The organism is Vibrio cyclitrophicus, from assembly GCF_024347435.1.
GTDB lineage: Bacteria > Pseudomonadota > Gammaproteobacteria > Enterobacterales > Vibrionaceae > Vibrio > Vibrio cyclitrophicus.
In genome coordinates, this window is sequence record NZ_AP025480.1 from 2,605,731 (window position 1) to 2,624,747 (window position 19,017).

General features: G+C 38.7%; 12 protein-coding genes. 5 read left to right on the top strand and 7 right to left on the bottom strand.

Annotated features, from left to right (window positions below; genetic code table 11):
• The first annotated feature begins 81 nt into the window (after window positions 1–81).
• Both OCW38_RS11530 and OCW38_RS11535 read left to right on the top strand, forming a co-directional pair.
• Entirely contained in the window at window positions 82–609 is a 528-nt protein-coding gene (locus OCW38_RS11530; RefSeq protein ID WP_261894117.1) for a hypothetical protein, read from the top strand.
• 26 nt (window positions 610–635) lie between these two features.
• Window positions 636–2,657 (top strand): DNA phosphorothioation-associated putative methyltransferase, encoded by a 2,022-nt coding sequence (locus tag OCW38_RS11535; RefSeq protein ID WP_261894118.1) that lies wholly within the window; start codon window positions 636–638, stop codon window positions 2,655–2,657.
• Here the strand turns inward: OCW38_RS11535 and OCW38_RS11540 are convergent, their stop codons facing one another.
• From OCW38_RS11540 to OCW38_RS11565, 6 genes are read right to left on the bottom strand one after another with little or no spacing between them, the layout of a single operon-like run.
• Window positions 2,658–3,704: a cysteine desulfurase family protein gene (locus OCW38_RS11540; RefSeq protein WP_146493002.1), complete on the bottom strand. Its 1,047-nt coding sequence runs from the start codon at window positions 3,702–3,704 to the stop codon at window positions 2,658–2,660.
• Complete coding sequence (locus tag OCW38_RS11545; protein ID WP_261894122.1) at window positions 3,697–4,164, bottom strand: hypothetical protein; 468 nt, start codon at window positions 4,162–4,164, stop codon at window positions 3,697–3,699. Before OCW38_RS11545 ends, OCW38_RS11540 begins: the two co-directional genes overlap by 8 nt.
• A 1-nt stretch (window position 4,165) precedes the next feature.
• Window positions 4,166–6,196, bottom strand: a complete 2,031-nt coding sequence (locus OCW38_RS11550) for an AAA family ATPase (protein ID WP_261894124.1) — start codon at window positions 6,194–6,196, stop codon at window positions 4,166–4,168.
• Window positions 6,183–6,416: a hypothetical protein gene (locus OCW38_RS11555; protein WP_146492999.1), complete on the bottom strand. Its 234-nt coding sequence runs from the start codon at window positions 6,414–6,416 to the stop codon at window positions 6,183–6,185. The genes OCW38_RS11550 and OCW38_RS11555 overlap by 14 nt, the downstream gene beginning before the upstream one ends.
• A gap of 2 nt (window positions 6,417–6,418) precedes the next feature.
• Window positions 6,419–8,617, bottom strand: coding sequence for a DEAD/DEAH box helicase family protein (locus OCW38_RS11560; protein WP_261894127.1), 2,199 nt, complete (start codon window positions 8,615–8,617; stop codon window positions 6,419–6,421).
• A gap of 11 nt (window positions 8,618–8,628) precedes the next feature.
• Window positions 8,629–10,968 carry a DUF262 domain-containing protein gene (locus OCW38_RS11565; protein WP_146492997.1) on the bottom strand — a complete coding sequence of 780 codons (2,340 nt, stop codon included), beginning with the start codon at window positions 10,966–10,968 and terminating at the stop codon, window positions 8,629–8,631.
• Between the two features lie 320 nt (window positions 10,969–11,288).
• Here OCW38_RS11565 and OCW38_RS11570 point away from each other — a divergent pair, with 320 nt between their 5' ends.
• The 3 genes from OCW38_RS11570 to OCW38_RS11580 are packed head-to-tail and all read left to right on the top strand — an operon-like array spanning window position 11,289 to window position 16,525.
• On the top strand, window positions 11,289–12,248 hold the full coding sequence (locus tag OCW38_RS11570) for a DUF4007 family protein (protein ID WP_261894130.1): 960 nt from the start codon (window positions 11,289–11,291) through the stop codon (window positions 12,246–12,248).
• A 3-nt stretch (window positions 12,249–12,251) separates the two neighbouring features.
• Entirely contained in the window at window positions 12,252–15,608 is a 3,357-nt protein-coding gene (locus OCW38_RS11575; protein WP_261894132.1) for a hypothetical protein, read from the top strand.
• Between the two features lie 17 nt (window positions 15,609–15,625).
• Window positions 15,626–16,525 (top strand): phosphoadenosine phosphosulfate reductase family protein, encoded by a 900-nt coding sequence (locus tag OCW38_RS11580; protein WP_146492994.1) that lies wholly within the window; start codon window positions 15,626–15,628, stop codon window positions 16,523–16,525.
• A gap of 45 nt (window positions 16,526–16,570) precedes the next feature.
• On the opposite strand, the gene OCW38_RS11585 is transcribed toward OCW38_RS11580, so the two are convergent.
• Window positions 16,571–18,778: a DUF262 domain-containing protein gene (locus OCW38_RS11585; protein WP_146492993.1), complete on the bottom strand. Its 2,208-nt coding sequence runs from the start codon at window positions 18,776–18,778 to the stop codon at window positions 16,571–16,573.
• Between the last annotated feature and the right edge of the window lie 239 nt (window positions 18,779–19,017).

Here is a 19,017-nt window from a genome sequence, read left to right on the forward strand (position 1 = left end):
ATACATAGCCCCCGAATTGCATTGATTTTGCTGTCGTCGTCCGTTAAATATAGTAGGAAGCAAGAACCCTAAGGACAGAATATGCACCACAAGCTTATTGATTGGCATAAGTCTCGGCACCCTAATTACTTAGGAGACAACAAGGTTAATAAACTTTCTGCCACTGAGCTTCAGTGTTTAGTGGTTCAAATTTTACAGCCTATCGAACGCTCACTAGGAGAAGTAACGGTGACCTATGGTTATACAAGCCATACCCTTTTAAGGTGGATATTGAAAAATAGCCCTGGAGATATGGCGCCCAATATTGACCAACATGCCTCTATGGAACTCAACTCCCGGGATAGCCGTATCTGTAAGCGCAATGGGGCTGCGTGTGATATTTATGTTGAAGGGTATGAGCAACGTATGGATGAGGTCGCTCGATTTATCTGCACGCATTTGGAGTTCGACCGCCTCTATTTTTATGGCAAAGATAAACCTCTGCATATTAGCGTTGGGTCTGATAATTCGAAATACGCCCTTATCCGACAACGCCGAAGTGATGGGCTTCGCGTAAACACAAAAAGTGTAAAAGGCAGCGCCACACAGGCATTGTTTGATGATTTATAATCTTCAAAAACACCTAAGGAATAGGAATGAACGAAGAGCTATTTACTGAACTTACCTCTCAAATAAAAGTTGGAAAACACCTTCCCGATGCTATTTATCTTCATAAAGACGCATTCAGCGCATTGCCTAAAGTATTAACACAGTTCATTCCAGCCGTAGCAAAAGCCGTTAACTTAAATGAAGAAGACTGGAACCTCGTTAAGCTGTTTAAAAAAGAGTTCCGTTTATCTCTTCTTCATTACCCTGATTTTTATACTGATTCCTATCCCGCATTAAAACAAAGTCTCAATGTCGACCTCTCTAAGCTAAGCCACAAAATTACAGGCTATCGCGAATCTGAAAACCCGCCGATCTTACATCGAAAAGAAACCATGGTTTTGCCAACGAGTGAATATTACGAGCACTTCATTTCACTCACACAAGAAGGCGAGAATGCAGGCTTATACGAAAACAGCCGTTTGATTGGTTTTAAACGTTCTTGGGAAAACCTAATAGCACGCCATGGTTACGAGCTTGTCGATGGTCGACTATTCCGATTCTCCTCTGTGACAACGCAAGAAGAGGCTGGGATTGATAGGCACAGAACGGCCATCGTGCGCCATGAACTCTCTGCACCAATGAAGACTCTCGTTAAACATGGTTACTTAAAAGGCGAACACTCAATTTTCGATTATGGCTGTGGCCGCGGAGACGATTTAAGAGAGCTCGAAGCACATGGCCTTGACGCTCTGGGTTGGGATCCGAACTTTCAACCCGACAACGACAAATCCAATTCTGATATCGTAAACATAGGGTTTGTTCTTAACGTAATAGAAGATCAAGATGAAAGACTCGATGCCCTACTAGGCGCATGGGAGCTAGCAGATAAATTTCTGGTGGTTTCTGTCATGCTGGCTAACGAAAACTACATTGCTCAGTTCAAACCTTATAAAGATGGGGTCATTACCTCTCGTAACACCTTCCAAAAGTACTACGCGCAATCTGAGATCAAAGCATACATAGAAAGAAGCCTTCAAGAAGACGCAATTACCGTCGCGCCCGGTATTTTCTATATATTCAAAGACAAACTCGAAGAACAGCAATACCTACAGAGTAAATACAAACGACACCACAAGTGGCAACAACTGACTTCGCCAGAACCTATAGAAGCTAAAGATAAAGCCAAGCTACTTATCACTCAGCATCAAGATTTGTTCAACAGCTTTTGGAATACCTGCTTAGAGCTAGGGCGTATTCCAGCCAACGACGAATTTGAACACTCTGACAAAATCCGAGAGCTGATCGGCTCACACAAAAAAGTGTTCAACTTGCTGCAAGAGATGTTTGATACCCAAGAGTTTGAACAAGCAGAAAAGAGCCGAAAAGAAGATCTTCTCCTCTACTTTGCTATTGGACTGTTTGAGAAAAGAAAACCCTATACACAGCAACCAGACCCCCTTAAGCGCGACATCAAAGCCTTGTTTGATGATTACAAAACCGCGATCAACCTAGCTGCAGAATTACTGTTCGCGATTGCAGATATCGACTTAATCCAGCAGCAGTGCCAGAAAGCACATAACCAGTTACCAGCAAGCCTACTCAACGAAGGACATTCACTGATCCTACATCGAGACTATATTGATGATTTGCCATTACTGCTACGAGTCTACGTAGGCGCAGGGCTGCAAATGTATGGCGAACTGGATGAAGAAATAGACCTAATTAAAATTCATATCACATCCGGGAAACTCACCCTCACCGCCTATGATGACTTTGAAAAATCCGTGCCGTTCTTAGTAGAACGCATAAAAATAAAGATGGCAGAGCAAGACATCGATTTCTTCGACTACGTTAATGAAGATCGCAGGCCGCCACTGCTTAATAAGCACCTTTATATGCCAACCGAGCACGAGAACTACAAGAAACAACAGAGCTTCGACAAAAGGTTGGCGAAGCTCATGGATATAAATTGGAACAAGGAAGCTATCTTATATCGAAGTGAATACGATGTATTGTTGCAGAAAAACCAAAAGCAAGTCGCTAACTTTACTTTAAAGGCTGCTGGTTAACTAGACTTTGTAAGGGGGTAAGCTAATACGATATGTACGACGAGCTTCTTCCTCTGACAAGCCTATAGCACTTAGAACATGAGATGGAGTGTTAGACATAGCATTACACGCAGAGCCTTGAGAAATTAGCCAGTCTCGCTCTTTAGTAAATAGTTTCACTTCATCACCACTTTCAAACGTAATGTTCCAAGTAGTAGGTAGAACGTTATCACCACCATTGCGGCTAAAACAGTATTTACTTATTATATCTTCAAACTCAATCTGTTGATCAGATGCCTCGGAAGGAAAATGTTCAACTGCCACCCCTAAACCAACAATTAAAGGGGTTGGGGATGTTCCACCTCGTAAGCCAAGCTCTTGGCCTCCACCATGGATCAATGGTACTAGCTCAGATTCGCGAGCATCTCTAACGTAAAGTACACCAATCCCTTTAGGGCCATAGATTTTATGCCCTGACAATGAAAGCATATCGATATTCATATCATCTACATCAATATCTAACTTACAAAAGCTCTGAGCTGCATCTGTATGGAAGGGGATATCGTGATCAAACGCTACTTCACCTATCTCCTCAATTGGTTGAATGGTGCCCAACTCGTTGTTCACATGATGTATTGAGATAAGTAGAGTGTTAGGCCTTATAGCATTTTCTACTTGTTCCGCTGAAACAACCCCATCCACGTTAGGCTGTAAATAGGTAACTTCAAACCCAAGCTCCTCTAAGTAAGCACAAGTATTCAAAATACACTTATGTTCAATCGAAGAAGTTATCAAATGTCCTTTTTCATTTAAGTGCTTAAACGCAAGACCTTTAATGGCCAAATTGTTTGATTCACTTGCTCCACTAGTGAAAATGATCTCACTAGGCATAGCTGCTATTTTATCAGCAATTAATTCGCGAGCCTGTTGTATGGCACTCGAGGCCTTTTCAGCTTCAACATGAGCTGCAGAAGGGTTGGCAAAGTTGTAATTTTGCCAAGAGGCCATAGCTTCTAAAGCTTCCGTAGATACCGGTGTTGATGCCGCATAATCAAAATATTTAGTCATTGTTTGCTGCAAGGTGTTCTAAAACTCTATTGAACAATGTATTCGAACCTATGTCTTCACTCAGGTTTTCTAGAATCCAGTTACTTACTATCTCTAGACCACCATTACAGTATGCTTCGAAATGCTTAATAGCATTAGGAAGATTTTCATTTTTAAGAACATCTAAACTCGGCTCTTTACTTAACGCTATTAGATAAATATATGCATCGTGTTTAGTTCTACTGTACGTATCTAGCGTTATTGGTATCTTTTTGCCACCAGAAATAGGCTTATAATTTTCGTTTTCGAGCCCGATTAAAGCCGCAAAAACCATTAGCTCTTTTACTGTTTTAAAGATGATACTTTGCTGACTACCTTGCTCTGTTGCTTTGGTACGAGTACTACAAAACCTAGTGACGAGATTGTCATACTTCGAATCTCGATACACGTTTAAATCTCTCCATGCTGTTTCAGCCGACATATCAATGCACCTCCTCGATAGTCACTTTGTCAAACTCACTAGCGAACCTGACAACATCATGCTGATTCTCACCAACTGTCAACTTGGTTGGATACGCCCCCTTAAACTCATCTTCAGTGAGTACTGTGTGTTGAACTAGGTTGTACTCCTTTCCAACTCGATCTCTTAAACCGATGTCTGTATGGGATTCGGTCCACTGGGCTTGAGAAAACATAAACACACATTGCTCGACCGAGTTGGCAATAAACTTAACAAGCTCACGACCATTATCTGGGCCTATAAAAGCTAGTATCGAATCTGCTACAAAAGGAGCTATCGTACCAGGTGTTAACAGATAACGACTGCTTGTCGCTCTATCTTTCGCAAACTCGATCAATGCTACAATAAAAGAAATGGCTAACATTGCCTGGTAGCCATTACCAGCGGCAACTGGCTGATTATTCGCATCCACTATTCTCCAAGCACCCTTTCCGTCTTTTGCTGCTGTGTAACCATTGAATGCCACTTTCGCAAACAAATCCTGCATTTTCTTTAAAAGAATATCATCTACGCCCTCTGAGGCTTTAGCCAACTCAGAGTTATATAACTCGAGAATCTTAGTGGTAGCAGAAATCAGATTTTCTGCTTTCACTAGCTGCGGCTGCGACATTGAAAATCGGTGCAATTTCTCATCGATATCAAGAATATCTAACTTGTCTTGCAGAACAGAGTTTTTCTTTCTTGCTAACTGTTGCGTCACGAAATTCAATTTAGCTTTTAAACTATCTCGTTGTTCTTCTTTTTGAGAGAGATCTCCAATATTGATATTTTTCAGCTGCGCAGACAGTTCATTGACTATATTTTTCTGTTCTTCCTCATCTCTCTCACACTGACTAATGCTATTTAGGTAGTCTCTCATATGAGTGAAAGACATAGAGCTCTGCCCCTTTAGTTGATTATGCAACTCTAGCGTTCTTTTCCACCTAACTTTCAACTCAGGGTCAACCGAATATTTTGAGAAACTACTTAAAATCGCATGAGCATCAGAGCCTTCATGAACTTCACTACCACAGATACATGAAGCATTACTAAATATTTCTTCAAGCAGCCTTCTATCTACGGAGAACTTCAACTTTTCTTTAAGTTCTTCTGTATTAATTTCATCTAATGAAAGCTGTTCTAGCTTCGCTGTATACGCATTAGTAAACCAGGAAGCTAATTTCATGTCTTTGCCATTCAACAGCTTGGTTTTCTCTTGCTGAATGCGATTAAAGCTATTTTCAGCAATATCTCTTTCTTTGGCTTTCTTCTTAACAGACTCTACGTCCGAAGATAGTATCACCCTAGTAAGCTCATCTATATCTTTGTTGAGTTTAACTTCCTCATGCTCTAGTTCATCAACTTTCTTGATGTCATCGGTTAAACGCTTATCAATTTGTTCTTTATCCCTCAGGAGCCTAGCTGACTCTCCTGAAGTATCGAGCTCTTTAAGAGTTTTTTGATACTTAGTATTTACGGCTTTCAAATGTTTAATCGTTTTGGTAGCTACTGTAAAGCCTAGAACTTCTTCAATTGACTTTGTAACGTACTTAAAATCATTCGCACTATTTAAAGTGCCCTCTCCTTCACCTTGGTAGAAAAAGAATCCAGACATTTCTTTTGGCAGAATAGTATTAATAAAATACTGTGGTTGAGCTTGTTCTGTGTACTGCCCGTTTTCTATGAGATATACGCGAAAATCGACCCTACCAGTATTTTTCATAAAGCGCCGAACTTCGTATATTTTAGTATCATGAACAAGTTGTATAAACACGTGAAAACTTAGTTCACCTTTTGCCTTTGCATGCTTATTTATTAAGTCTTTTTTGTCCAAAAGGTTTTTTGTCAGTTCTTCATACAAGCACCAACGCATAGCATTCAACAAAGCCGTCTTACCACCATTGTTTTCGCCGTGAATAAGGGTTACATTTTTGAGTGCATCAGTAGAAAAGTCTAAAGTTTGTTTACCATAGAACTGACGAAAGTTCTTAAGCTCAATACTAATCAACTTCATGGTTATTTATCTCTTCTGCATATTTATCAATAATATCTCTAACCTTACCTTGAATCCTAGACTCTTGAGAGTCACCGTAATAATTTCTACGCTCAAGTTCGATGATTTCACAAGCAGCTTTATGAACAGGCGACTTATTTGAATATATACCTTTCAGGTCTTCTGTTTCTTTTTCAATCTCATCAAACAGAGATTTAAGGCTATCTAAATCAAAACTCATGGTTAAATATACTCTATTCGTTTTTGAATTTCGGTAATATTAGAGGCTGTATTCATAAAGTCTCTAACTCGAGTCATTTCAGCACTTTTCAATTGCTTAGCGTAAGATGAAACTACATCGGGATTAGGAAGTACAACAAAGTCGATTATCTCAGCTTGCGTTTTGCCCTTTGCTTTCCTTAGTACGCGTCCACGCCTTTGAACATATTGTCGCGGGTTTCTTGTACTAGCTAATATAAACGCATGCTGACACACCGGTACATCAATGCCCTCATCAAGAACCTTCATAGCGACTAAGCCATCAATCATACACTCTTTAAAATCATCCATTATTCGCTTACGCTGCTCGCTACTTTCTGACGAGGTAAATTTAGATACTTTTATCCCCAGAGAAAACAACGCTCTAGTAGCTGAATCTAAATAAGGTTCATCTGTACCCGGAGCCTTACCCTCACCCACGTAAAATAATGCATGTTTCAGGTTATCTTGCCTCATATCTTTCAAGTAGTTAATCAAGGCTGGAATTTTATGCGCGCATGTAGCCAATATTCGACTTCTCAACCCACACATTGTTGTTAGAGACATCTGTTCATCACTTGAAAGGGGAGCATTTTTTCTTTTGAGTACCAACCTTGTTATCGATTGAGATAGCTCGTCATACTCTTCCTGCTCCAACTCAGTAAGATACACAGGAACGATATCGTATCTATAACTAGAAAGCACCCCGTCATTTATCGCATCCTGCAACGTATAGACCGCGACTATTGAGTTGAAATACTCTAACAAGTTTTTTCTAGCGATATCCGGGAATGGACTGTCTAGCTCGTCTTCATCGCTACGGAATGGCGTCGCCGATAATCCTAGTCGATATCTTGAGTCAGGGAGAGCTTTCATCATACTTTCAGATCCAAAATGATGACATTCGTCTCCGATAACGAGAAGATCCGAAGAGTTTATTCGGCCAAGCAAACTTTGAAACAACTCACTTCTAAACGTGGCATTGACTGCAACAACACAGCAAAATTTAAGATCGCCTAGATTAAATAGCTGAATTTCTCGCTCAAGTTTTTTAGTCCATTGAGAGCTTGTCTCAAAACATTTTATTGCGTGAATGTTGAAGTTCTTGAGTTCCTTTACCCATTGGTTTGCCAACTCAATATAGGGTACAGATATAGTCACGAATGTGCTTTTACTTTGTTTGATACGACTCTCATACAACTCTACCATTGCACACATTGACGTTATCGTCTTTCCCGAACCAGTTGCTAACTTAAACAAGCCAACACAATCACTATTAAACCAACTATTAATGGCTTTCCTTTGATGAGGGAACAACTTAAAAGACTTGCTCCCTATAAATTCTGGAGTTCTCGGTTCAATACTTTTAATCAATTTTGAAGGAGAGTACTTCTGAGGTGGCTCATGAACCCCCTTGTCAAAAGTGTAACTAAATACTAATTCAGGGTAGTCATCTGAAAGATCATTTTCAGCATTAATTTCACCACAATCTATTATACTCTCAGACTCAGCTATTTCTTTATAAAGATATTCTAGATCAACCTTATCTTGAACTTGCTTATAAAAAGAATTAGTGACGGAAATAACTTTTGTATTGGGTTTTGAGTTATTCCATAAATTTTCAAAATTTTCTTGATATTTTTTCCCGTGGGATTCATAAGCACTTGTCCAACTAGGGTAAAGGCTAACTTGCTCAGAGTTTATATCATCACTGTACGCACTGGGAGTCTCATTTGCAGAACCCTCGAAAACAATAACATTAGATGCTATATCTTTCGCTATGCCAATCTTTTGATGAAACATACCACGCCTACGAAAAGCAAACTTAATTTCAAGCTTTCCAGTCGCAACTAAATAACATAAAGTTTTTAAACTGTTATTTTTTCGTTCTAAAAGTAAACTAGCAAGTTGTTCTTGAAGCTGGTTTAGCTTGATTTTCTCTCCATCCAATACAGCAATATATTCCTCTTCAGAAAGAGGTTCGCCAATAATAAGCCTCATTTTACCATTAGATGTTATAAAGCTATCTAATCCAACACCAATATAGTTCAGTATTCCAGCTGAAAAGTAGCCTACAGCTCGATCATAAGTAATAGACCTAGAAATCAATGGAATATAAAAATCAGCTAAAATATTGTCATCTTCAGTTGAGTAAGTGTAATTCCATTGAATATCTTTAAACATAAATCTACCCGTTAATCCAACCAAGTACGCAGGTTAATCCAAGCATTGTTTAACAACGCAATGGTTCTTTGTTTGACCGCCTGCTCATTCCACTGTTGTGAATAAACAATTTCTGAGTATTTTCGAATTAGTTTTAGAGAAGCGGCCTGAAGCTCACCTTCCGTACTATGCTTAGCTTCTACGAACTCATCGATGTTCACAATTAAATCATCGTTAAGAGCATCTTGCATTCTTCCTGCTAAGTGCTCCCAACCAGAGAGGGCTTTTGGCTTTAGCGTTCCTCGAGGATCAATCAAAACGTTACCAAGTTTCTGGTTCACTTCAATATCTCTAAGTTCAGCACTCCATTCACTCAAGTTTTCTTTGCTCTTGGAGAAAACTGTATCCACCATGTCTTTCTCTGAAATTTTGTTCCACATAGGAAGATTTAGGAAGTTATTTCTTTCTTCGTTGGAACGAACAAAACTTCCCTCACTAAATTCCATACCATGAAATGCAGATAAAATAAGCATTTTTTGATTACCTGGTTTTGCTAGATGCAGTTGAGAGCTACAAACGTCAAGCCATTGCTCAACTATGCTTACTTGTACGGATTCTTTCTTTTCAATTTTTTCTTCTAGTTTGTGTACAAAGAACTTCTTTAAAACATCTAGTTTAATGTTGATAAAGCCGTCTTGAAGTTTAAATGGTTGATATTCTGACTCATTAAATTCTAAAGTTCTTTCATGTAGTTGTTTGTAGACTGTATCAATACCATCAGCACCACCGCTCATTGCACGCCAAAGAACACTAAATGCTGTGATAGCTTTTAAAGCTTCATGAAACTCTGAAGACTCTATACCATTTCGTTCATTTCTTTGATCTTTAAGAGCAAACTGAACTAAGAGGCTAATTACAATATCATGCTTTATATCTGTCAAATAACGGAAACAAACAGTTGCGAGATCCAGTTCAGGCTCTTTAACTAAGCCATTTACCTGAGGGGAGTGCTGTATTGGCTGCCAACATTCAAAAATAAAATCAGATGTGAAGCACAACTGATCTACATAGTCACTTCTCAGCGCAACTGGACATTTTGCGAAAGATTGAAGGAAAGCGTCTCTTTGGTCTCTTAGGTGCGTCACTTTGGCACTGCCTACATAAGCGCGAACGTAACCTAAAATGAGGGCCTTAGTCAGCTTATTTTTCTCTGCTGGTTTGGTAATACCTTCAAAACGACTATTAATAGAATTCAAACTATTAAGAGTATTCTCACGCTCTTCTTCATCTTCTGTGTTTTGAATATGTTCGATAATTTTCGGAACAAATGTTTCAAGTGCAGTAAGGGGCTCTCCCGTAGTGTTCAAAGCTTCGAACATATCAAAGGCGTAAGACTCACTATTTACTTCAACGTAAGTTAAACACACTCGATTTAACAAAAACTTGGTAAAAGAAGTCAGGTAAAGCAACTCACTAACGTATTTTGACTCGGAAGCATAATCATAAAGAAGATCATCAACAACAAAATCTAAACTCTCTCTAAAGTTCTCTACTTTCAGTGACTTTAGTTCAATATAAGAGTCATTCGACGTCGAATTTTTATCTAATTTAGGACAATAAAAACCATCCATTACTCGATTTAACTGCTTTCGTATTTCTTTGATATTACCTACAACATTTTGTTCAGTCTTGTCTTCGGACTTAAGTGTCTTCTCATCAAATTCTTTAAATCTAGTTGTTTTAGATTGTTCGATGATATGAGCTTGATACTTGATCAAAAAGTTCGCTAGTGGACTTTGGTACTGTGCAGATTTCTCATCTTTGCCCCAACAATCTACTTGTGATCGGATTATTTTGGGTTGGTATTTGTACACATCATGGCGAGCAGATGTGGTAATAACGAACTTGCTTGTGTCAGAGATCGCTTCCAAAACAAGCTCTTCAAGTCGCTCAAGTGCGGAATACATGTCAGCTGAATGCTGTTTATTCTCTATATCATTTTTTAGATAAGAAAATTTGCACTGCAACTGTTCGTTTAGTATTGAGGTAATGATAGTTAATGTAGTCAGTCGCTGTTGCCCGTCGATCACAAGCTTGATGCTCGAAGGGTACTGTCTCTCTACTTTAGGGTATATTGCAGAACCGTCATCATTTACAGCTAACAAAGAGCCTAAGAATATGATTGCGTCATCGAATTCAATAAGTCGACGATAAACATTATCAAGGTCATTGAACAGGTCTTTTATATTTCTGTCTGTCCATGAATAAGGACGCTGATATGCAGGCATGTAAAAGCCTGTTTTTTCATCCTGACAAAGCATATCAAACACTGATTTAGGTTTTGCAGTAAAGATACTCGCTAACTCTTTCATAAAAATTTTCTCAAACACCTGACTATGATAGCTGAACAACAAGTAGTCGTAATTTATGTAACTCTAACAATTAGTCCACTAAGATAATGATTTTTAGTGAAAAATAGTAGACATTATGCATCCACACAGTGACCAAGGTCATAAGATTATCATCTAGGGTTATTGATTTCTTACCAATTTCCGCCAAATGAATTTAAATGCATGCCGAACATGGTACCATAAAAAATTATGCAGAATGCTTTTCTTACCTGTAGAAGTTTTGATTCAAACGGGTAGAATCTAAAACTGGATAAAATCTCCAAACAGCAAAGGTACACAAATTGTCAATCGAATCTAGCAGTCTAAAGTTCTCAGGACATCAAACCTTCCCGATCCGATATGGTTGGATTTATAAAATAATTCAAGAAGTTATCAAAGGCAACTCTCTTTCTAGCAAAGAAAACATCGAAGAACAGATGACTTCAATGGGTATGGGTAAGAACATGGTGTTATCTGTAAGACACTGGATTCGCGCACTTAACCTTGTTGAATGCACAGATAAAAAAAAGCAGACCTATAAGCTGACTGATCTAGCAGAGAGGCTTTTTGTTGGTGAAAACGCGCTCGATGAATATTTAGATAATACGGGAACTGTGTGGTTACTTCACTGGCTGATGCAATCAATAGATAGTCAAAATGCTGAGCTGAACACTGCACGCTGGTTCTTTAACTATTTCAACGGCGTAAGAATCGATAAGCTTCAACTGGCAAAAGATATTCAATTGTCACTGGAGAATCATGAGAAAGATCTAACTGAAGCAACATTAAAAAAAGATATCGACTGCTTGTTTCAGATGTACGCCGTTAAAACTACGGCTTCCGGCAAAGTAAATGAAGATAGCTTTACCTCACCTTTCACTGAACTAGGACTCATTTCACAAGAGTCGGCTAAAGATTATCGTGCTGAACTATCACTACATAAATCGCTACCTACGGCAGTTTTTGGATATGCTCTGATCGATTACATTATGCGTAAGCAACTCGATAGTGATGGTAAAAAAATAAATAATAACAACACTTTATCATTCGACTCTTTGCTAAACGACGTAGGCTCTCCTGGACGTGTTTTCCGTTTAACAACAAGCGGGTTGAGTGAAAAATTAGACGAATTGGAGATTCTAAGCAAAGGTAATATTGCTTGGACCGACACTCAAGGACTAAGACAAGTGCAACATAACTTTGACGATTTACAGAGTGTAGATCCTGCGATGTTCCTAGAAAACTACTATCACGGGGAATAATACGTGACGCTTATCAAACAATACTCAATCGCAACCAGACAACAACGTTCTACACGTATTGATAGCGATCTTAGCCCGGAGTTCTTTCAAGGACTAGTGTATCACGGTACAGCACAGTCGGCTCTAGAAACACTCTTTAGACAGTACTCACAGACTGGTCAGAGTGCATACACCCTGACTGGTCCTTATGGTTCAGGTAAATCTACTATCGCCTTGCTCCTTACAGGCCTATTGCATGAAGATGCAGAGGTGAGAGATGCCGCCATTGAGGTTATCAATTCGGAATCAAAAGATTTACTAGATCAAAGCGTTGTTTATTCAAAAGGTTGGCTACAGATTCGTTCCGTTGGCGGTGTAAATAACCCTGTAAATACATTTTGGGATGCCACTCTTGAGGCTCTTTTGGAGCATTCTGCAACAAAGCAGCTCCATAGCAAGTACAGTAAAGTGGAAATAAAAAGCGAGTCTCATCTGATTGAGACTTGGGAGTCACTTTTCAATGAAGCTAATAGCTTGGTTGATGGTGTGTTGTTGCTTGCAGATGAAATGGGGAAAAGCCTTGAATTCATCAACAAAAATCGTGGTGAACTTCACCTTTTTCAAGATTTAGCCGAGGTACTAGGCCGAATTGATACACCTGTAATTTTTGTTGGTCTTCTTCACCAAGCATTTAGTGAGTACGCGAAAGATCGTGGCACAAAACTCCAAGAAGAGTGGGGGAAGATCCAAGGTCGTTATAATGACATTCTTTACAATGTTTCAACGGATGAAACCGTTGCTTTAATAGGTAAGTCTATCACTCATTCTGAGTCTATCGACAACTCAGATGATAGTGTCGTCCAGCAAGTACTGGAAGCATTGGATAAAAATAAATCTGATCGTAAGAAACAGTTGAAACAGCGCCTCGAGCAATGTGTACCTCTGCACCCTTTAACGGCTCTAATTCTTGGACCAATTTCAAAGCGCCGATTCAGTCAGAACGAGCGTAGTACGTTTAGCTTCTTAAACTCCCATGAGCAAAATAGCTTCCAGATGTTTCTGAAAGAGAATGTAAATCGTGATGCTCGGTATACTCTAGAACACCTTTGGGATTACCTAGAGGTAAACTTAGAGCACGCAATCCTTGGTTCTCCGGATGGTCATGGTTGGGCTGCAGCTACAGAATCAATTCGCCAAGCAACTAAAAAGCAAGTACCAGAGAAGGCAATTGAGATACTGAAGTCTATTGCACTCATTACTCTATTTGGAAAACCGGCAAACCTATCCGCAACAGAAGAAATGCTGCTCGCAGCTTCAAGCGTACATGATCAGGAAGAATTGGATGAATATTTGCACAGTCTAAAAAATGCATCCTGTATCATCTACCGTAAGCACTTGTCTTCATGGGTCGTATTTGAAGGCTCTGACTTAGATATTCCAAGTTTAATCGAAGAGAAAATTGAGCAGCAAGGTACGAGTAACGAAGCCATTAATCATATTGTTTTCTCAAAGCAGATTATTGCAAAAGGTTACTACCACAAAGTCGGCACTTTGCGTTGGGCTGAGCAATCTATCTCTGATAATTTTGATGATGAATTTGCACAACACCTAATTGCCGAGCGTAAAGGTGAGTTTGCAAACTTGGTTTTGCTACTAAACCAAACTAATGAAAAAAAACTACAAGACGTTTCGAAACAATATCCGACCCTCATCCTAGCTAGCGCTAAGAGCTCTGATGAAATTACCGCCCTTGCAAAAGAACTATATGCACTTGAGCTGATAAAATCAGACAAGGAGATTGGCGCAACTTTACAGCACGATAATGTCGCTCAAAAAGAGTACAATGGTCGCTTGATCAATGCCGAAATTGCTTTAGATAATGCCATCAATGAGGCGTTTAGTAATGCTGATTGGTATTGCTTTGGGCAAAAAAGTGACACAAAGACATTGAGTACTATCGTAAGTGACACTGCAGAAAAAGTATTCAATGCAACTCCAGTAATAATGAACGAGCTTGTGAACCGTAATAAGCTATCAGGTACTGCTGTTTCCGCTCTAAAGAAATTGCTTGAAGCAATGTTAGATCAAGAAGGTGAAGAGAGTCTGGGGATTACTGGTCATCCACCAGAGATGTCTATGTATATTAGCTGTCTAAAAAATACAGCTATTCATACGTTTGAAGCTGAAAATGAAAAACATTGGCACCATGATGCTAATATTGACCCGAAGCTAAAAGCCCTATTCGATGCAGCAAGTGATTACTTGATAGAAAACTCAGGTCGCAACGTTCGCTTATCAGAAATAGTTTCTCTATGGAGCAAAACACCTTATGGGATTACGCAAGGTGTTACACCGATTTTCTTACTCGCATTCTTAAAATCACTGGGTGATAAAGTTGCTTTTTATGAAAAAGATCTTGGTGGTGAATATGCATTTATCGCAGAGCCTGATGTTGATTATGTACATAAGTTAATTAAGTCTCCACAAGATCTAGCCGTTAAATTCATTGTTTTAGATAAATCAGAGCAAGAGTGGCTGCAATTTTTAGCTTCATTTGCTGCAGCTGAAACTAACAGAGATGTAACAAATAATATTTTATCTGTTGCTAGCCCGTTAGTTACAACTATGCACAACTTACCTAATTGGGTTAAGAACGCGCACGACTTCGACGCTGATTATACTGAAAATAAGAAGTTAATCTCAGTTCGAGATCTGTTCTTGCAAGCTAACGATCCTCATGCTTTGTTGATTGTAGATTTACCTAAATACCTCGATCCTAAAAGTGAGCTTACGTTTACTCAAAAAGTAGATGTATTGGAGCATCACTTCAAACTATTGCGTAGCAAGCACGAGTTGATGCTCAAAGATATCAAGCAAAAGGTAAAAACATTATTCCCAGAGAGCGGAAAAGAACTTAAATCTATGTGCCAGCTAGTTGAACAAAAAGCGGGAGATATTCGCCTGAAAGCTTTTGCTCGAGAGCTAGGAAAAAGCGAAGAAGGTCTACTTGAGTGGCTAGAAAGCATGATTCAGATCGTAATTGGCCGTGGTAAGCAAAGTTGGAATGAAGGCCTGCTGCTTACTGCATCAACAAAGATTAGTGAATTTGCTCAAGACTTCTTAAGCGTCGTTAAATCGTCCGATACAGCGCCAGGTAATCAGGTAAAAGAGATAAAAACTAAATTAGTATCTCTCGTCCTGGAAGGTAATGACGGTCAACTACAGTCATATAAAAAAGAAGTTCGCATTGTAGAGCAAGCCAATGCCGATAAAAGAATTAAGCATGTAGAGCACACCTTAAAAGAATTAGAAATGGATGAATTCGAGCGCATACATGTTTTACAAACATTATTGAAACAAGCACTGGAAGCTCAAGGTTAAATGAATAGGTATTAATCATGAGTCAACAACGTAAAGTTAAACATGTTCTCGGGCTTTCTGGTGGCAAAGACAGTGCTGCCCTAGCGGTTTACATGGCAAGAAATTACCCTGAGATCGACATCGATTATTTCTTTACTGATACCGGAAAAGAACTACCAGAAGTTTACGATTATCTAGAGCAACTAGAAATTGTTCTTGGCAAACCAATATCTCATATAAATGACAAAAAAGGGTTTGATTACTGGCTAGAACAGCACAACAATTTCTTACCTGCAGGACAGCAACGCTGGTGCACTATTCGTATGAAGCTTGAACCATTTGAAAAGTGGATTAAGCCTTATTTAGACGAAGGGTATGAAGTAGTGTCTTATGTAGGCATTCGTGCTGATGAACCTTGGCGAGACGGCTACCGTCCTAATGAAAGTCAAAAGTACTTGAAGATAAAAATGCCTTTTGCTGATGACGGTATTAAGAAGCAAGGCGTACTTGATATTCTTGATAGTGCAGGACTCGGTTTGCCAAAATATTATGAGTGGCGCTCTCGTTCAGGATGCACATTTTGTTTCTTCCAACGTAAAATTGAGTGGGTTCGTCTTATGGAACGACACCCAGAAGCTTTTGCTGAAGCAAAATCTTATGAGAAGCGAGCAGAAACAAGTGCGAATGGTGAAACATTCTTTTGGATGGGTCCAAACGAACCTCTAGAGTCTTTAGAAGACCCTACTCGTATTGCTCAAATTAAAGCAAACCACGAAAAAGTGCAGAAACGCTTTGAGAAGAAAAAAGCTCGCGAGCGTAAGCGTCGTTTAGGTATGCATGCTATGGTAGATGAAAGTATGCTAATTGACACATTAGATATGGATGCAATGTACGACCTTGATGAAGGTGGTGGTGCTTGTGTGACGTGTTATAAATAGACCTTCAAAAATGAGTGGCAGCAGCCACTCATTTTTATATATTGATTAAGTTCTAAGCTTTAATAGCCTTGAACCAACCGATTTAACCAAATTGTCAAACCTTTCTTCTAAAGCAGTCGAAATAGCAGATTCACTAGAAGACGTCGAGATCGTTCCAAAAGTAGAACCAATCAATAAAGACTGTAAAACGATACTGTTTGACGGTATATCAGCGAAGTATCGGGATGGATCCATAGAACTAATTGCATTATTAGCATCGCTAGATATCAACACTCGATTTAATGGAGTGTTGAGTTTATGGTTAGGATCTTTTCTAATTTCTTCAGTCTTCTCTCCTAATCCAGTAATCATTCCCAAAGGTATAATATGATGATCATTCAATCCACCAGAAGAACCTGTAGGCCATAGCGTTACATCTCCATTAGTATTCAATTGGTAACTATTTAGAGGCTCATTTCTATCAGCGAGTAAGTCATAACTAGAAGATTCACTTAAAACATACTGCAAAATTAAAGAGTGAATGCCTTCTTTAGGGTATTCATTTAATTTCTGTGTTAGAAGATCCTTAGAGCAATATTTATCATCATCGAAAATCTTAGATTCTCTACCCAATATAATAGAACCTTCATCATTTTTAACCCAATCGTAGAGCTGGTTGATATCTTCTATAACTACTGCACTTTGGTCATATAAGTAACGCCCAGAAAAGGCACTAGACCAATACCAATATTCCACTCGTTTTAAAGAAGACTGACTATTCCAAATACCATCATCAGCTAACACATAGGCTATAGGTTGAATCATCAACTTGTAATGTAATTTCTTCCCGTTATATACACCACATCTACATATTAAGAATGAAATAGCACGTTGTACTGCTTCTGTTGCTATTTCCATATACTCTCGAATAGTCTCAGTGTCCAAGCTCAATAAGGTTTTTGAACTAGTATCCTTTTTCTTAACTATGAAATCACCTGAGTTAGACTTTTCTCTAATTGCTAACGCTGTACAAATTGCAAGAATCGCTTTCGATACATAGCCCTTAGGTAGCCCGTCCTCTAACAGGTCAAAGTTAGAAAAATCCAATAAACCTGAGCGTGAACTGGTGTCATATTTCAATGTGTCACAAAGGATAAATGGATGACTAAACATATTACGAACGATTGTGCTCATTGAATAAGTTACAGTATCAGTTGGAAGCTTCTTCGCTGCTTTTGCTGAAACCAAATCAAAATCATCAAGGGGCATTCCACCGTCGTTCAGATGACAAAATATTGGGATTGCACGTCGAATATCATCAGTAACAATGCTGCTTAAAGAGTATGTTTCATAAATATCTTTAATGAGATAGTTTTTTACATCGTTTTGCCAATCATTTTTGCAATTCACAAAGATGTTATCCAACTCATCTGAATAAACTAACCCATCACTTTCGAATTCCTCTATCGAAGAGTAGCCATCGAAAACTTGAGCGCTATCATAATTCGATTTAATATGCTCAAAGTCTAATTCGAACTCATCTCGAATAGCTTGTGCATTCTTTTCCGCAATACCTTTTAATATTCGACTGACCAAGGCGGGTTTAGAGCCAACTAAATACAAAGGAATCATACCTCTGTTAACACAATCTTCTACAAACTGAGTGGCAATTTGAGGTTCTGTTTTACCTTCAAGAAGCAGTTTTAATTGATAGTAGGGAGAAAACCACTTACTAACACCTTTGTTGTTTTTTTCATTAAAAGTTTCACCATTAAAAACATCAATAATGTCATCAGGTTCAAATAGGTCTGCAGTCTCCTTGTCAAATTTAACCTTACTTGCCCCGAACAAATCAGTAACAGATTCATTAACAGTTCCTAAAACAGGAACTCGAATAAACCAACGCACCTTCATTGGATTAGCTTTTAACGAAACGAATTCAGTCAGTTCTTCTAGTGTCGAAAACTTTGAGAAGTTGTATACATCATTAAAAGCATTATATAACGTAGTGGTACGTTGCTGCCCATCTAAAAGGTACTCACAAGGATCCGAAGAACCAGTGCTAAATTGCCCCGTTTCACCAATTTTTCTTAAAGCAAAATCATCAGAATGACCTTTAAGAATGAGTGAGCTCCCCACAGGAAAGTTGAGCAAAATTGAAGCCATGAGACTTTGTTGTTTTGGAATATTCCATTTATAGTCTCTCTGAAAATCTGGAAGTAATAATTCATGGGCCTTGATAAGGCTAAATGTATCAACTAACGAACGATCCATACTACGTGTCACCTCAAACTGACAGGGGGCTTTTATACGAAATTTTATGAACTTTCTACCATATACATTTGTTTTTTTCCATGAGTAGAATCCTATATTGAAAAAGCTATACAAAAATAGCGGGAATCAATGCTAATTTCGCTATATAAACTAAGTGGACTTAAATGACTCTATTTCTCCAAATCGATATTCCCTTCAATTCAGTCCACATCTACTGATTTTGATCAGCATTTTTATCG

Coding starts and splice junctions, on each gene's coding strand:
- OCW38_RS11530 (WP_261894117.1), top strand. CDS start 82: ATGCACCACAAGCTTATTGATTGGCATAAGTCTCGGCACCCTAATTAC.
- OCW38_RS11535 (WP_261894118.1), top strand. CDS start 636: ATGAACGAAGAGCTATTTACTGAACTTACCTCTCAAATAAAAGTTGGA.
- OCW38_RS11540 (WP_146493002.1), bottom strand. CDS start 3,704: ATGACTAAATATTTTGATTATGCGGCATCAACACCGGTATCTACGGAA.
- OCW38_RS11545 (WP_261894122.1), bottom strand. CDS start 4,164: ATGTCGGCTGAAACAGCATGGAGAGATTTAAACGTGTATCGAGATTCG.
- OCW38_RS11550 (WP_261894124.1), bottom strand. CDS start 6,196: ATGAAGTTGATTAGTATTGAGCTTAAGAACTTTCGTCAGTTCTATGGT.
- OCW38_RS11555 (WP_146492999.1), bottom strand. CDS start 6,416: ATGAGTTTTGATTTAGATAGCCTTAAATCTCTGTTTGATGAGATTGAA.
- OCW38_RS11560 (WP_261894127.1), bottom strand. CDS start 8,617: ATGTTTAAAGATATTCAATGGAATTACACTTACTCAACTGAAGATGAC.
- OCW38_RS11565 (WP_146492997.1), bottom strand. CDS start 10,968: ATGAAAGAGTTAGCGAGTATCTTTACTGCAAAACCTAAATCAGTGTTT.
- OCW38_RS11580 (WP_146492994.1), top strand. CDS start 15,626: ATGAGTCAACAACGTAAAGTTAAACATGTTCTCGGGCTTTCTGGTGGC.
- OCW38_RS11585 (WP_146492993.1), bottom strand. CDS start 18,778: ATGGATCGTTCGTTAGTTGATACATTTAGCCTTATCAAGGCCCATGAA.